The sequence below is a fragment of the Exiguobacterium sp. s152 genome (assembly GCF_018618335.1).
Taxonomy (GTDB): domain Bacteria; phylum Bacillota; class Bacilli; order Exiguobacteriales; family Exiguobacteriaceae; genus Exiguobacterium; species Exiguobacterium chiriqhucha.
On record NZ_JACSLX010000002.1, the window covers coordinates 437,602 to 450,864 of the forward strand.

Annotated in this window: 16 protein-coding genes; 1 reads left to right on the forward strand and 15 read right to left on the reverse strand. The window is 52.6% G+C overall.

Annotated elements, in window-relative coordinates:
* Positions 1–6: 6 nt before the first annotated feature.
* From yqeK to KNP72_RS06305, 9 genes are all read right to left on the reverse strand, one after another.
* Positions 7–564 carry a bis(5'-nucleosyl)-tetraphosphatase (symmetrical) YqeK gene (gene yqeK / locus KNP72_RS06265; RefSeq protein ID WP_214720241.1) on the reverse strand — a complete coding sequence of 186 codons (558 nt, stop codon included), beginning with the start codon at positions 562–564 and terminating at the stop codon, positions 7–9.
* A complete protein-coding gene (locus KNP72_RS06270) occupies positions 554–1,123 on the reverse strand; it encodes a nicotinate-nucleotide adenylyltransferase (protein ID WP_214720242.1) in 570 nt (189 codons plus the stop codon). Before KNP72_RS06270 ends, yqeK begins: the two co-directional genes overlap by 11 nt.
* On the reverse strand, positions 1,120–1,416 hold the full coding sequence (gene yhbY / locus KNP72_RS06275) for a ribosome assembly RNA-binding protein YhbY (RefSeq protein WP_021066650.1): 297 nt from the start codon (positions 1,414–1,416) through the stop codon (positions 1,120–1,122). Before yhbY ends, KNP72_RS06270 begins: the two co-directional genes overlap by 4 nt.
* Positions 1,417–1,421: 5 nt before the next feature.
* Positions 1,422–2,207 carry a shikimate dehydrogenase gene (gene aroE / locus KNP72_RS06280; RefSeq protein ID WP_214832536.1) on the reverse strand — a complete coding sequence of 262 codons (786 nt, stop codon included), beginning with the start codon at positions 2,205–2,207 and terminating at the stop codon, positions 1,422–1,424.
* A complete protein-coding gene (yqeH, locus tag KNP72_RS06285; protein WP_214720282.1) occupies positions 2,204–3,316 on the reverse strand; it encodes a ribosome biogenesis GTPase YqeH in 1,113 nt (370 codons plus the stop codon). Before yqeH ends, aroE begins: the two co-directional genes overlap by 4 nt.
* Before the next feature lie 134 nt (positions 3,317–3,450).
* Positions 3,451–4,077, reverse strand: coding sequence for a YqeG family HAD IIIA-type phosphatase (locus tag KNP72_RS06290; RefSeq protein ID WP_021066653.1), 627 nt, complete (start codon positions 4,075–4,077; stop codon positions 3,451–3,453).
* Positions 4,078–4,204: 127 nt separating this feature from the next.
* Positions 4,205–4,987 (reverse strand): phosphatidylserine decarboxylase, encoded by a 783-nt coding sequence (locus KNP72_RS06295; protein ID WP_051627745.1) that lies wholly within the window; start codon positions 4,985–4,987, stop codon positions 4,205–4,207.
* Complete coding sequence (locus KNP72_RS06300; protein WP_021066655.1) at positions 4,984–5,403, reverse strand: thioredoxin family protein; 420 nt, start codon at positions 5,401–5,403, stop codon at positions 4,984–4,986. Before KNP72_RS06300 ends, KNP72_RS06295 begins: the two co-directional genes overlap by 4 nt.
* A 66-nt stretch (positions 5,404–5,469) precedes the next feature.
* On the reverse strand, positions 5,470–5,664 hold the full coding sequence (locus KNP72_RS06305) for a YjzD family protein (RefSeq protein WP_021066656.1): 195 nt from the start codon (positions 5,662–5,664) through the stop codon (positions 5,470–5,472).
* 164 nt (positions 5,665–5,828) lie between these two features.
* On the opposite strand from KNP72_RS06305, the gene KNP72_RS06310 reads away from it, so the two are divergent.
* On the forward strand, positions 5,829–6,641 hold the full coding sequence (locus KNP72_RS06310; protein ID WP_214832538.1) for a Cof-type HAD-IIB family hydrolase: 813 nt from the start codon (positions 5,829–5,831) through the stop codon (positions 6,639–6,641).
* A 56-nt stretch (positions 6,642–6,697) separates the two neighbouring features.
* On the opposite strand, the gene KNP72_RS06315 is transcribed toward KNP72_RS06310, so the two are convergent.
* The 6 genes from KNP72_RS06315 to KNP72_RS06340 all read right to left on the reverse strand — a co-directional run bounded on the left by KNP72_RS06315 (position 6,698) and on the right by KNP72_RS06340 (position 13,219).
* Positions 6,698–7,369, reverse strand: a complete 672-nt coding sequence (locus KNP72_RS06315; protein ID WP_214832540.1) for a 5'-methylthioadenosine/S-adenosylhomocysteine nucleosidase family protein — start codon at positions 7,367–7,369, stop codon at positions 6,698–6,700.
* Positions 7,370–7,443: 74 nt separating this feature from the next.
* Positions 7,444–8,292 (reverse strand): YitT family protein, encoded by an 849-nt coding sequence (locus KNP72_RS06320; protein WP_021066659.1) that lies wholly within the window; start codon positions 8,290–8,292, stop codon positions 7,444–7,446.
* Between the two features lie 145 nt (positions 8,293–8,437).
* Positions 8,438–10,735 carry a glycoside hydrolase family 65 protein gene (locus KNP72_RS06325; RefSeq protein WP_214832542.1) on the reverse strand — a complete coding sequence of 766 codons (2,298 nt, stop codon included), beginning with the start codon at positions 10,733–10,735 and terminating at the stop codon, positions 8,438–8,440.
* Between the two features lie 210 nt (positions 10,736–10,945).
* The gene (locus KNP72_RS06330) at positions 10,946–11,353 is read right to left on the reverse strand and encodes a general stress protein (RefSeq protein ID WP_214720248.1); all 408 of its coding nucleotides are present in this window, start codon (positions 11,351–11,353) and stop codon (positions 10,946–10,948) included.
* Positions 11,350–12,159, reverse strand: a complete 810-nt coding sequence (locus KNP72_RS06335) for a YsnF/AvaK domain-containing protein (protein ID WP_214720249.1) — start codon at positions 12,157–12,159, stop codon at positions 11,350–11,352. The genes KNP72_RS06330 and KNP72_RS06335 overlap by 4 nt, the downstream gene beginning before the upstream one ends.
* A gap of 88 nt (positions 12,160–12,247) precedes the next feature.
* Entirely contained in the window at positions 12,248–13,219 is a 972-nt protein-coding gene (locus KNP72_RS06340) for a YsnF/AvaK domain-containing protein (protein ID WP_251128896.1), read from the reverse strand.
* Between the last annotated feature and the right edge of the window lie 44 nt (positions 13,220–13,263).

The window sequence follows — 13,263 nt, forward strand, 5'->3', positions numbered from 1 at the left end:
TACCTCCTAGGGTGTTTTCACAAAATGGTTATACGTCTCAATCGTCAGCGGGAAAATCCGCACCGACTTGTTCAATAAATAAGCAATCGTATGGCGCAACGTCGCGACGACGGCCGCTTCGAGCGAACGATCCGCGAGGTCACGCAAGACGTCGACGCCCGGATACGACCGATTCGGTTCGATCGCGTCCGCAACGAATAAAATCTGGTCGATCCGGGACATGCCCGGTTCTCCTGTCGTATGATTCTTGATGGCCGACACGACGGCCGGGTCAAGGTCGTACGCTCGGTCTAACAGGATGGCCCCGACCGGCGCATGCAACAGCTCGTCATCGAACTCAAGCAAGCTCGGATTGAGGTTCTCCTCGACCACGACTTGCCGCATCATGTCGGCATCCAAATATTTCGCATAGTCGTGCAACATCGCCGCGAGTCGCGCCGCTTCCACATCGGCCCCGTACAAGCGGGCCAACCGGTCGGCCGTCTCGACGACACCGAGCGTGTGGATGTAGCGTTTCTCGGGCAATGTCGCCTCAATCAATGATTGTGCTTCCTCATACGTCATACAAGTCGCGCTCCTTGATATAAGTTTCGACATCGAGCGGGACGAGATATTTGATGGACTTGTCCCGTCTCGTCCGCTCCCGGATATCGGTCGACGAGATCTCGAGTTGCGGCATATCGATCGTGCGCACATCTGCCTGTTTCGGGATGCGGTATCGGCTGCCCGGACGCGCGACGGCCCCGAACGTGACGAGGGTGACGAGCGTCTCGTAATCGTACCACTTCTCAAGTGATTCGAGCGAGTCCGCCCCAATCAAGAAGAAGAATGTGTCGTCCGGATACAAGTCCCGCAACCGTCTCATCGTCTCGACCGTATAGGACGGTTCGTCACGTTCAAACTCAATCAAGCTCAGTTTGAACGCAGGTTGATCCGCAATCGCCCGCCGAGTCATTTCGATTCGGTCTTTAGCCGGGCTGAAGCCCGCCTTGTGCGGCGGAATCGCCGCCGGCAGAAACCAGACCTCATCGAGTTCCAACTGTTCGCGCGCCTGTTCGGCGATCAATAAATGACCGAGATGTGGCGGGTCGAACGTGCCTCCCATCAGGCCGATGCGGCTCATGGGAGTTTGATTTGGCGATTTTCTTTCTCAGTCGCCTGTTTGTACAAGACGATGACTTTTCCGATGACTTGAACGACTTCGGCTTTCGTGCCTTCAGCCAATTCTCCGGCTACGTCTTTCGGCGTATCGGTACAGTTTTGAAGCACTTGAACTTTCAAGAGCTCACGTTTTTCGAGCGCGTCGCTAATGTCTTTGCACATCGCTTCACTCACTCCATTTTTTCCGACTTGATAAATCGGCGAGAGGTGGTGTGCCTCGGCACGTAAAAAGCGTTTTTGTTTACCTGATAACATACTATTTATTCCTCCAATAAGCGTTCAATTAACTTCATTCCGACAAGTTGATCCGGTCTCACACCTGTCCAATATTCAAACGCCAAAGCGCCTTGTCCGACGAACATGGCAGTTCCGTTGACGATTTTCGCGTCTGCTTTGGCGGCTTCCTTTAAAAACGGTGTGACGAGTGGACGATATATGATATCACAAACGACAGTGTTTTGTCGTAAACCTTTTAACGATCGTGGTGAATCGACGCCGTCCATGCCGACCGATGTCGTCTGGATGATGACGTCATACCGTGCGATCTCGACATCTGTGAGCGCCTGCGCCTCGATCCCGAACGCGTCCGCGAGACGCTCCGCCCGTTCCATCGTTCGATTTGTGACCGTAACGTCACGGGTCGGCAAGGCACTGATGATGCCGCGCGCTGCCCCACCCGCCCCGATGACGAGCACATGGCCCGTCCAATCGGTCCAGCGGTCGAGCGCGGCGACGAGGCCAGCCCCGTCCGTATTCGTCCCAATCAGCTTCCCGTCCCGCTTATACACCGTATTGACGGCACCGGCGGCTTCGGCCGCCTGATCAAGCTCGTCCAGGTACGGGATGACAGCCTCTTTATACGGGATGGTGACGTTGAAACCGTCCCAGACGCCGTCACGCATCTGTTGAAACAAGTCCGCGAGTTCGTCCGGGGTGACGTCAAGAGCCTCATAGCGCCCGAAAAGCCCAGACGCTCTCAGCCACTGCTCGTGCAGGACGGGAGAGAGCGAATGAGCAATCGGGTGACCGATGACGGCCAGTCTCATACGAGCGCCTCACGTAATGTGACGGCAACTCCTTTTGGTGCCCACGCGGCGATGCGTCCACCTTTTCCGTGAATCGCGACCCAACCGAGTCCGCTGAAGACGATGTCTGTCTTGACGCCGTCACGAAGACTGAACTCGTGACGCACGAGCGGAGGCAACAATTGCAACGTTTTCTCGTTCGGCGGATTGAGCATCTTACCGATATGGTTTTCGTATAGTTCATCTGCTTTGTCGAGCTTGGTCCGGTGTGTCTTCAACTCGTTCGACATGTAGACAACGAACGAGCGCTTGTTGCCTTCCATGTAGTCGAGACGGGCGAGTCCACCGAAGAAGAGCGTCTGCTGCGGGTTCAACTGGAACACGTGCGGCTTAATCTCTTTTTTCGGGGTGATCGTCTTCAAATCTTTCGCATCGACATAATGCGCCATTTGATGACGGTTGATAATCCCCGGCGTATCGTACAGGTTCGCATCATCGTCGAGCGGGACGTCAATCAAATCGAGCGTCGTTCCCGGGAAATGACTGACCGTGATGATGGCCTCGTCTTCTGCTCCGAAACGCTTGATGATTTGGTTGATGAGCGTCGACTTCCCGACGTTCGTACAACCGACGACATAGACGTCCTTGCCTTTACGATAGTACTCAATTTTCTCTGCGAGCTCGTCGATGCCGTGCCCTTTTTTCGCACTAATTAAGTGCACATCGACCGGGTTCAAGCCGAGCTCTTTCGCTTCAGACTTCATCCAGTTGGCCATCCGGTTCGGGTTGACCGACTTCGGTAATAAGTCGACTTTGTTTCCGACCAAGAGGACCGGGTTCGTGCCGACTGAGCGTTGAAGCCCTGGCAACCAGCTACCGTTGAAGTCGAAAATATCGACGATTTTAATGACGAGCGCTTCTTTAGCACTGATGCCGTTCAAGATGCGCAAGAAGTCGTCATCTGTCAATTCGACGTCTTGAATTTGATTGTAGTGCTTCAATTTGAAGCAACGTTGGCAAATGACGATCTCGCGATCGAGTGCCGATTTTGGTGCATAACCGGCACCGGTCGGGTCTTCCGTTTGAATAGCGACACCGCAACCGGCGCAATAACGTGTTGTTTCTTCCATAATGTTGTCTGCTGTCATTTAAGTTGCCTCTTCTTCATTCACTGTAGCGCCTCGCCGCTACTCCTGAAGCGTTAATTCCGACGCCTTACGCGCCGTACATGGACAGCCTCCTTCTTCCTGTGCGTTCGAGGTCCTTATTCATCTTTTTTATGTGAATCTTCGGAACGTGAGTGCATCGCTTCACCGATTTTCTCGGCGACGGCCACTTTGGCGCGCTTCGCATCGACGGCGAGCTCCTCAACTTTTTTCGTGATCAACACGTACTTTCCGCGACGTTTCATATGGGCGAACACGACTTTTTCAAGCATGCGATTGAACTTCGTGACGAGTCCGTCCGTCTTGACGACCGGTTGCACGTGGATGACATGAATCCCGGCCATGTTGGCACCGAGTACGTCCGTGAACAATTGATCGCCTAAGAAAATGGCTTCTTTCGTCGAATAGCCATATTTTGCGAGCGCCTGTTTGAATCCAGACGGTAACGGCTTTTTCGCACGTGCCACATAGTGAAGGCCGAGCGGTTCCGTGAACGTACGTACGCGGTTCTCGTTATTATTCGAGACGACGATGACATCGAGGCCGTGTGACTTCACTTTTTCAAGCCATAGCAAAAGAAGCTCTGGTGCGTGCGGGACGTCCCAGGCCACGAGTGTATTATCAAGGTCCGTCAAAATTACACGTACCCCACGGTCTTTCAATTCTTCAAGGTCGATGTCAAATACTGACGCGACGAACTGTTTCGGATAAAGTCGATTAAACACGGTTAAATTCCTCCAATTAGCTAAAGCGATTCAACTACTATACATGTAGTGATATCCCTTCTATGGTAAACGAAAACCGACCAAACGACTAGTGTATCGTTCGGTCGGCCTGAAAAAGTTTTAAAAATCAACCGTTTTGCATCGTCCCGATGACTTCTCCGAGTCGAACCGGGCCGATTTTGGCTGGGTCGATGGTGACGCGGCCTTTCTCAAAACAAAGGATGACGGTCGAGCCGAATGAGAAGTAACCGACCTCGTCGCCTTTGCCCGCGTGTTCGCCTTCAAGCGTCCATTCGATCGTATTGACGTTCAACGCCCCGACCATGATGTGCTCGTATACTCCAACGGCCGTCTCGAAGCGCGTGACGCGACGATAGTTGCGTGAGAGCGGACGAACCGTCTCCGTCAACCCGATGTCATTCACCGGTGCCGAACGGTCACCGAGTTCATAATGACTGAGCACCCGCCCGGCGAGCGGGACGTGGACGCGGTGATAGTCACGCGGGCTCAAATAAAGGACACAGACCGTACCGCCGGCGTAACGTCTTGCTTCTTGTTGCGATCCGAGCAGTTCGGCGAGCGTGTACGACTGACCCTTGACCTCGAAGCGGCTGTCGTCCGTAATATCGGCCACGATGGACAGTTTTCCGTCGCATGGTGAGACGACCGAGTTCGGGTTGGCGTCAATCGGCCGGACCCCGTCTTTCAAATGACGTGTGAAAAAGGCGTGCAGGCTCGGATAAGCCTCGATCGGTTCCGCCGCTTCATCAACGTTGATTTGATACGTTTTCGCAAACGACGGGATGAAAGCCCGGCTCGCTGACGATTCAGCGAAGGCACGGAGTCGCTTGGCAATGACCGGGGTCGCGTTCAATTCAAACAAAGTCTGATATAAGCGGCTTTTGATCACTGTGTGCCCTCCTCGTTTTTAAAGAACGTTTCATACTGTTGCTCAGAGACCGCTCCTTCAACACGTCCGACTTCTTTTCCATCTTGGAAACGAATCATCGTCGGTGTCCCGTTGATGCCATAAGTCGTCCAGACGTTGTGGTCGGCCAAGTTGATGGAGACGGCGTCATTCTCTTCGATGAGTGGCTCGACGTATGGTTTGACTTGCTCACAGTATTCGCAACCTGTCTGCCAGAAGTAGACGACGACTTCCTCTTCTTCTGAAATCTTCGTCTCGAGCTCGTCAGGTGTGACGGCGTTGACGCCCGTCTCCTCGTTCGCGTTGTTCAAGAAGAACAACAAGCCGAGACCGATGACGATGATGACCCCGATGATGGCGAACGTGATGAAGTTCGCCCGTTTGGCATTGTTTTTCATATTCGATTCCTCCTAATAATATAAAAAGAACTGACTCGGATATGAGCCAGCTTGGTTGTAGACGTCTTACTTCTCTTGTGCGACGTCGCTAATCCCCATATCTTGGTTAAGCGTGTCCAAGAGTACAATAAAGATCGTGATGACGACGCCAAAGAATGTCGCGAGCATCGCGTTGAACGTCACGCCATCGACAGCAGAAATGATAAAGATTGCTGTATTCGAAAGCAAGATCGCCCAGAACAATGTGACTAAGTAACGCATCGATAGTCCCCTCCATCTCACAGATGATTCATGAAAAATTCATACGTCCTTAGTATAGCATTGTTACCGTAAAATGTGCGACCTCGATTGTATATTCTTTCCGTCGAAACGGGAAATATGGTACGGTTTGAGAAATAAGCAACTCGTAGAAAAGAGGAAACCCTATGTCACGTTATTTAATCGCAGTCGATTTGGATGGAACGTTGTTGCGCGACGACAAGACGATCAGTGAGCGCAACGTGCGCGCGCTTCAAGCAGCCCGTGAGGCGGGTCATGCAGTGATGATCGCGACCGGTCGCCCACAACGCCACTCGATCATGTATTACGAAGAGCTCGGCTTGACGACACCGCTCATCAACTTCAACGGCGCGCTCGTCCATCACCCGAAAGATCCGTCATACGCAGTGACGCACCGGCCGATTCCGCTCAAGACGGCGCACGAAATTATCGAGGAAGTATCGGAAACGAAAGCGCACAACATCGTCGTCGAAGTGACCGACCACGTCTATTTCCATAAAGATCCGCAAGAGTTTTACAGCCCGTACGCCGAGCGCGCGCTCAGCGTCACCTCGGGCAACTTGCTCAAACACTTGCAGGAAGAACCGACATCGCTCCTCATCCACGCGACGAAAGAGCACGTCGACAACGTCCGCGCTCGTTTGAATAAAGTCCACGCCGAGGCCGTCTTGAACCGCCAATGGCGCATGCCGGAGCACATGATCGAGGTCATGAGCCAGAACACGTCGAAAGCACTCGGGTTGCGCGAAGTATCGAAACATCTCGGTATCAACCGCAAAAACATCATCGCGTTCGGCGACGAGGAAAACGACCTCGAGATGCTCGACTACGTCGGCACCGGCGTCGCGATGGGCAACGCCATCAGCCAGTTGAAAGCCGTCGCGGATGAAGTGACCGCGTCGAACATGGAAGACGGCATCGCCATCTACCTTGAAGAAAAACTCGGCATCAAAGCATAATCCACACACCGGCTGTTCATGCAGTCGGTGTTTTTTGCGTTCAATTCTGACCTTGGTCAAATAAAGCGCCACAAATAGTCGTCAAAAATCTTGGTCATCACTTTCGGGGTGTTTGCGATGTACACATTGATTTGTTCTACGTTCGAGTCGACTGGATTCGCGTCGCGTTCATCCGTCGGGAAGTCAGAGATTCCTTTGACAATGATACACTCGACGCCATTTTTCTTGCAGATATACGCGATGGCGCCTGCTTCCGTATCCGCGATGGTGATGTCGTGTCCTTTCAGTTCCAGGTAGTCGTTCCACATCACGACCGCCCGATCGGCCGTCGCAATGGTACCCGTCAAAAAATCGTCCCCGTAGTTCGCTAGTTCAATGTCGACGATGAACGATTGCTTGATCAGCGGCTCTACTTCTTTGACCGTGCAATCGTATTGAACAGCGCGATGAGGGATGAGGATATCCAACTGGTTGAACGTATCGTCGATTCCGGCGCACGTGCCAGCCACAATCACTTTCATTAAATTGAAACGAGACATCATATATTGATTGGCACCGACCCCGTTCGCTTTCCGCACACCGGTGCTGTAGAAAACGAGTTCGACATCATCAAGCGTCCTCTTGAAATACTCGCCATACGGGTAACTGAACCGTTCATCCACGCTAACGTCATAATACTCCAATGTCGCTTCATACTCCCATTTCGTCGCAATACTGACTCCAGTCATCACACGTCCCCCTCACACTCGTTTGATCTCTACCTATACAATAACCCCCGCTGAGCGTTCAGCGGGGGTTTATTTTAGCGTCGGAACGCACCTTCGACATCTTCAGTCGGGACCATATTGATGAAGACGCTTGGATCGGCGTCTTTACAGATGCGTGTGATTTCACGCACTTCGTGTCGTTGAGCGACCATCATGAGCGTCGCTTTCTCGACTTTCGAGTATGTGCCGATCGCCGGCATGAGCGTGATGCCGCGGAAGACGTGCTGGTGCAACTCCTTCGTCACTTCGTCCGGATGACTCGTGACGATGAAGAGCGTCTGGCGCTGCGTATTCGTATAAATCTCATCGATGACTTTCGACGTCACATATAAGAAGACGATCGTATAAAGCGCGGTCTGCCAACCGAACAACGCACCGGCCCAAAGCGCGATCATCATGTTCATGAGGAACAGATAGACGCCGACCGAGTTGTTCGTGAACTTCGCTAAGATCAGGGCGACGATATCGAATCCGCCGGTCGAGGCACCGAAACGAATCGTAATCCCCGAACCGATGGCGAGCAAAACCCCACCGAACACAGCGTTCAAAAGCGGGTCGTCCGAAATGATTGACGACTGCGGAAGCACGCGAATGAACACGGTGACTGCCGCGACGCTGATCAATGTATGAATCATCATGTTCTTGCCGAGCATGAAATAACTGACGATCAACAGCGGTACGTTCAAGACGAAGAACCAAATCCCTTCCCCGAGCTCAAACGGTGTCCCCGCAAACAGTTGCGTAAAAATTTGGGCGAGCCCCGTAAATCCGGTCGAGTATACCCCCGCCGGGATTAAAAATAATGTCATGGATAATGCAACGAACACTCCCCCGATAATCGAAACGATTCCGATGCGAGCGTGTTCTTTAACGGCTTCCGTCAAGTTTTGTCTCCCCTTTCAAAAATGGCTAAGAATCAAGATAACATAGTTTTCTAGTGCTGCCTACCATAAAAATAATGGGATGTGTCTACGCTCTTCATAAAAAAACAAGCCGGCCGAGGCCGACTTGTTGAGCTGATGCGTTTGGTCACGCTTTCACCGTCTCGATTGTCACGGCATCATTTGCCGGGACCGTGACGACGTTTCCGTATACGCGGATGGACACGTCCGTGCCACCTGTCTGTTTGATCGTCACTTGTTCACGCGTCGACGTGACCGTCAAGTGATGACCGCGCCAGAGCATGTTGAACGAGTACCCGTTCCAGCCCTTAGGAATCATCGGGCTGAATGTGAGCTCCGACTCAAGGGCGCGCATTCCTGCGAAACCGTGAACGATCGACATCCATGAGCCGACCATCGACGTGATGTGAAGCCCGTCTTCCGTATCGTTGTTATAGTTATCGAGATCGAGTCGTGCCGAACGTTGGTACAACTCGACCGCCTTGTCTTCATAGCCGACTTCGGCTGCGATAATCGAGTAGACGCAAGGCGACAAGCTCGACTCATGGACCGTACGCGGCTCATAGAAGTCGAAGTTGGCCCGCTTCTGTTCGACCGTGAAGCGATCGCTGAACGTATACAGTCCTTGGAGCACGTCCGCCTGCTTGATGAAGTTCGAGCGGAGGATGCGGTCCCACGACCAGTTTTGGTTGAGCGGCAAATGTTTCGGATCGAGGTCTTTCACCAAGATTTGTTCTTTATCCATGAAGCCGTCCTGTTGCATGAACACGTCTGGGACGAGGTCATCTTTCGGGTAGTACATCTTCGTTTGGATATCGTTCCACTTCGCGAGTTCTTCGTCTGAAAGACCGAGTGTCGCAATCAGTTCTTCAAGACGCGCCGGCTCTGCTTCTTTCAAATAGTTGTACACTTCTTGCGTGTACTCGAGCGTCCAAGCGGCAATCAAGTTCGTATACCAGTTGTTGTTGACGTTGTTGTCGTATTCGTTCGGACCTGTGACGCCTAGAATCATATACACGTCTTTGTGCGGGACAAAGTTGACGCGGCTCGCCCAGTAACGCGAGATCTCGACCAATACTTCAAGTCCGTATTGACCTAGGTATGACTTGTCGCCCGTGAAGTTCGTATAGTTGAAGATGGCGTGGGCGATCGCACCGTTCCGGTGAATCTCTTCATGCGTGATTTCCCACTCGTTGTGGCACTCTTCCCCGTTCATCGTCACCATCGGATAGAGGGCGCCTTCCATGCCGACGTTCTTGACCGAGTTCTCTTTTGCTTGCGGCAATTGGTTGTGACGATATTTGAGCAAGTTCCACGATACTTCCGGTTTCGTCGTCGCCAAGTAGAAGTGGAGGCAATACGCTTCCGTGTCCCAGTATGTGGCGCCGCCGTATTTCTCGCCAGTGAACCCTTTCGGTCCGATGTTGAGGCGCGAGTCCTCGCCCGTATACGTCTGATACATGTTGAAAATGTTGAAGCGGATACCTTGCTGCGCTTCAGCGTCGCCGTCGATGCGGACGTCCGCATCTTCCCAACGAGCGAGCCATGCTTCCGTCTGCTCGGCGAGAAGCGTTTCGAAGCCTTTTTCGAACGCCATCTCGACACGTTGCATCCCTTCCGATTGTAACGCCTCGACTTCATAATCACGGTTCGTGACGACCGAGACGTACTTGTACGCCGTCGCCGTCTCACCAGCTGGTGCCGTGACCGTGAACTTGTTGGCGACGTAAAGGTCCGTCGCTTCGAGCACTTCGCAACGTGCCCCCTCAACGTCAGCAATCATCGATGCCGTGACGTGCCAGTCGAGCTTCTTCGTTTTCGTTGTCACGAACCCAAAACGCTCTTCGACCCCGTGTTCGACCGGCAACCAGAACTTCTCATCGTAGTTTGAGTCTTCGTTGACGACATCGCCGTCCAAGAAAGGTGTGAATTCGACTTTCGCTTCGTAGTTGACCGGAGTGACGTTGTAACGGATCGCCAAAATCTCTTTGTCGACGATTGAGAAGAACCGGACGACTTCGACGTTCGTCTCTTCCGTCCCGTTCACGAGTGTGAACGTCCGCGTCAAGACACCGCGCTGCATATCAAGTTCACGCGTAAAGTCTTTCACTTCCCACTTCGCCAAATCGACCGGCGTCCCGTTGATGGCGACACGAAGCCCAACGACGTTCGTCGCGTTCAATACTTTTGCGAAGTATTCTGGATAACCATTCTTCCACCAACCGACACGTGTCTTATCTGGGTAATAAACACCGGCCACGTAAAAGCCTTGATGTGTATCGTTTGAATACTCTTCTTCAAAGTTGCCACGCATCCCCATATGCCCATTCCCGAGCGAGGTAATTGATTCCGCCAGGCGATTTTCTTCCGGATGTAGGCCTTTTTCCATTACTTTCCATTCGTCGACTGCAAACAATCGTTTCATCTGTCTGCCACTCCTTTTTCTCTACAAGGCTACTCGTCATTAGACAATCGAATCATGCAACCGTTTGTCTATGAAAGCGCTGTATTTCAATCTCACCTCTCATTTTACACGACTCGCACGAGAATGCAATCGTTTGCATAAACTTTTTTCTTACTTTTTGGAGCAAACAAAAAACCTACCACCTTTTCAAGAAGGCAGTAGGTGCTCTAGTCACTTGTCTTGGTCGCGCCCGAACGCCGCGTTCGCTTCGTGCCCTTCGAACGCCGGGTTGTTTCCATCATTGAACCCCGTGTCCGGTTCATCGAGAACCAAGGCGTAGCCTCCGTTTAAAATATCGCCATACGCGCGGTTGACGTCGTCGTCAGCGAGACCGAGGTCGAGCAACGCCCGCTTCACTTCCTGCTCACCTTCGGCCACACCCGCGAACTTTTGCATCCAGTTCGCGCTCGCTGCTTCCACTTTTGCGTCGGTGTTCCGTTTGACGAGCGAGACGTCATCTTTGTCTCTCGCGACGACATATAAGTCGCTCTCCTCATAACCTTCCTCGGTCAATTGATCGATTTTGGCGACGAGGGCCGCCTCGTCTTGGTATGTGTCTACAAATCGACGTTTGCTCATCGTGTCTCATCCTTTCGGGTTGTCTGGTCATGAATCGTGACGTCGGTCTGACCGACCTCGGTCACTTTAATTTCTTCTTTACGGAGCGTCTCCGTCATAGTCTTCACGTCTTCGGTCACTTGTTTCCGGACGATAATCTCTTCGACGACGACAGGACGTTTGACGATGAACGCCCGTTCCTCGATGACTTGAATCCGGAGATGGTCCCCTTCGTCAATCGTGCGAATGCCGGGCTGATTAAAGTCATAGTCCTCGAGCACGTCTTCTGACCCTGGTGTCCGCTCCACATGAACCTGTTCCCTGCGGACCGGGACTTCAATCTCTTGAACTGTCTCCGCGACGTGTCGATTGATGACGACCTCGCCCGTTTGAACGGCTTGTTTCTCGACGGTCAAGCGCTCCTCGTGCAAGGCAAGCGTCTGTTCTTCCGTCTCCGGTTCTGATTTCATTTTCGGGCGGCCGGCCTCAAGCGATTGGTCGCCACGGTCGGCATCGACGTACAAGAAGAGTCGTCCCTGCTCGACTTCCTGAGCGAAGCGATCCTGTTGCTCCTTCGTGAGCCGCATGCTACCAAGCCAGCGTTCAATCGGTCGCTCGCTCGATGTGACGAGTGAGGCGACCGTACCCGGTTCGTCGGTGACGAGCACATATAACTTCGACTGGCGTCGGACCGCGTCCGCGACGTCGGCTCGTTTGACGAGGACGTACATGTCCTCTTCGGCGTATCCTTCTCGTTTCAAATCGACCGTTCGATTGAGCAGCGCCTCCGGCTGGTCAAATACTTCAGAGATAATCGCATGTTTCATGGCATTGATTCCTCCTATGGTTACTTGGCGAAAAAAAAGGATGCTCCCTCAGAGAGAGCCATCCTTGTCGAGGTACTTGGTCAATCGATTACAGGCGGTCACGCTCGTCGCGACGTTTGCGATCGAGCTCATGATCGCGATGGCGAACGTCGTCTTCCCCTTCGATATGCGCTTCTTCTTTACGCAACGTCTCACGTACCGTTTCCGTATCTTTGACTTTCTCTTTGCCGACGATGATTTCTTCGGCAACGACATCTTTCTTCGTCACATCGACACGTTCTTCCGTGACCGGTACGCGAATCTCATCGCGGTCAGTCGTCGCATCGAACGAATGCCCTGTCGCTTCACGGTCCCCTTCGACACGGCGACGTTCGACATACACTTCATCGTGCTCGACTTCGACATCGACGCGTTCTTCGCGTTCGACGACATCTTTCTCGACGCGAACTTCACCAGTCTGCACACGTTCCTTGTTCACAAGGAGACGCTCTTCGTGCAACTCGAGTTTCTGTTCGTCCGTTAAGTCTGTACGGTTACGGATGTCCTCATCCATATCGTTGAAGCGGTTCGAGTTGACGCCTGCACCTGTTGCACCGATGCCGGCACCGGTTACGCCAGTCCCTGTTCCGAAGTCACGCGCGGTCATATTGCCCGCTTCGTTACCTTCTGATCCGTACCCAGCTGATGTGCGGCCGCCTTCGAACGTATCGTTACGTCCGTCGTCAAACACGCCGTCATTCTTGTCGAGTAAGAGGACCATGCCGCCGTTCTCGATATCTTGGTGATGACGCGCTGTTTCTTCTTCTGAGAAGCCGAGTTTATCGAACGTGTGACGTACTTCGTCTCCGCCGTCTGCTACTCCGAAGAAACGATCAAGCCATGAAGCTTTCGTTTCTTTTACTTCTGCATCCGTTTCGCCGCGAACCATCGAAAGGTTCGACTTATCTTTCACAACGACGTACAAATCGTCTTCGCGATGCCCTTGGGCGCGAAGCTCATCAATTTTTGACACAAGCTCTGACTCCTGATAGTAAGTGCCTACATAACGTTTGTTATCCATGATTGTATCTCCCTTTCAAATTCTTTATTTTTTTGGTTATTGGC

What these genes read in the sequence shown, in the direction of transcription:
- KNP72_RS06335 (WP_214720249.1), bottom strand. Translation starts at nt 12,159, where the DNA reads ATGAAACATGCGATTATCTCTGAAGTATTTGACCAGCCGGAGGCGCTG.
- KNP72_RS06270 (WP_214720242.1), bottom strand. Translation starts at nt 1,123, where the DNA reads ATGAGCCGCATCGGCCTGATGGGAGGCACGTTCGACCCGCCACATCTC.
- yhbY (WP_021066650.1), bottom strand. Translation starts at nt 1,416, where the DNA reads ATGTTATCAGGTAAACAAAAACGCTTTTTACGTGCCGAGGCACACCAC.
- KNP72_RS06300 (WP_021066655.1), bottom strand. Translation starts at nt 5,403, where the DNA reads ATGAAAAACAATGCCAAACGGGCGAACTTCATCACGTTCGCCATCATC.
- KNP72_RS06330 (WP_214720248.1), bottom strand. Translation starts at nt 11,353, where the DNA reads ATGAGCAAACGTCGATTTGTAGACACATACCAAGACGAGGCGGCCCTC.
- KNP72_RS06340 (WP_251128896.1), bottom strand. Translation starts at nt 13,219, where the DNA reads ATGGATAACAAACGTTATGTAGGCACTTACTATCAGGAGTCAGAGCTT.
- KNP72_RS06310 (WP_214832538.1), top strand. Translation starts at nt 5,829, where the DNA reads ATGTCACGTTATTTAATCGCAGTCGATTTGGATGGAACGTTGTTGCGC.
- aroE (WP_214832536.1), bottom strand. Translation starts at nt 2,207, where the DNA reads ATGAGACTGGCCGTCATCGGTCACCCGATTGCTCATTCGCTCTCTCCC.
- KNP72_RS06325 (WP_214832542.1), bottom strand. Translation starts at nt 10,735, where the DNA reads ATGAAACGATTGTTTGCAGTCGACGAATGGAAAGTAATGGAAAAAGGC.
- KNP72_RS06305 (WP_021066656.1), bottom strand. Translation starts at nt 5,664, where the DNA reads ATGCGTTACTTAGTCACATTGTTCTGGGCGATCTTGCTTTCGAATACA.
- KNP72_RS06315 (WP_214832540.1), bottom strand. Translation starts at nt 7,369, where the DNA reads ATGACTGGAGTCAGTATTGCGACGAAATGGGAGTATGAAGCGACATTG.
- yqeK (WP_214720241.1), bottom strand. Translation starts at nt 564, where the DNA reads ATGACGTATGAGGAAGCACAATCATTGATTGAGGCGACATTGCCCGAG.
- yqeH (WP_214720282.1), bottom strand. Translation starts at nt 3,316, where the DNA reads ATGGAAGAAACAACACGTTATTGCGCCGGTTGCGGTGTCGCTATTCAA.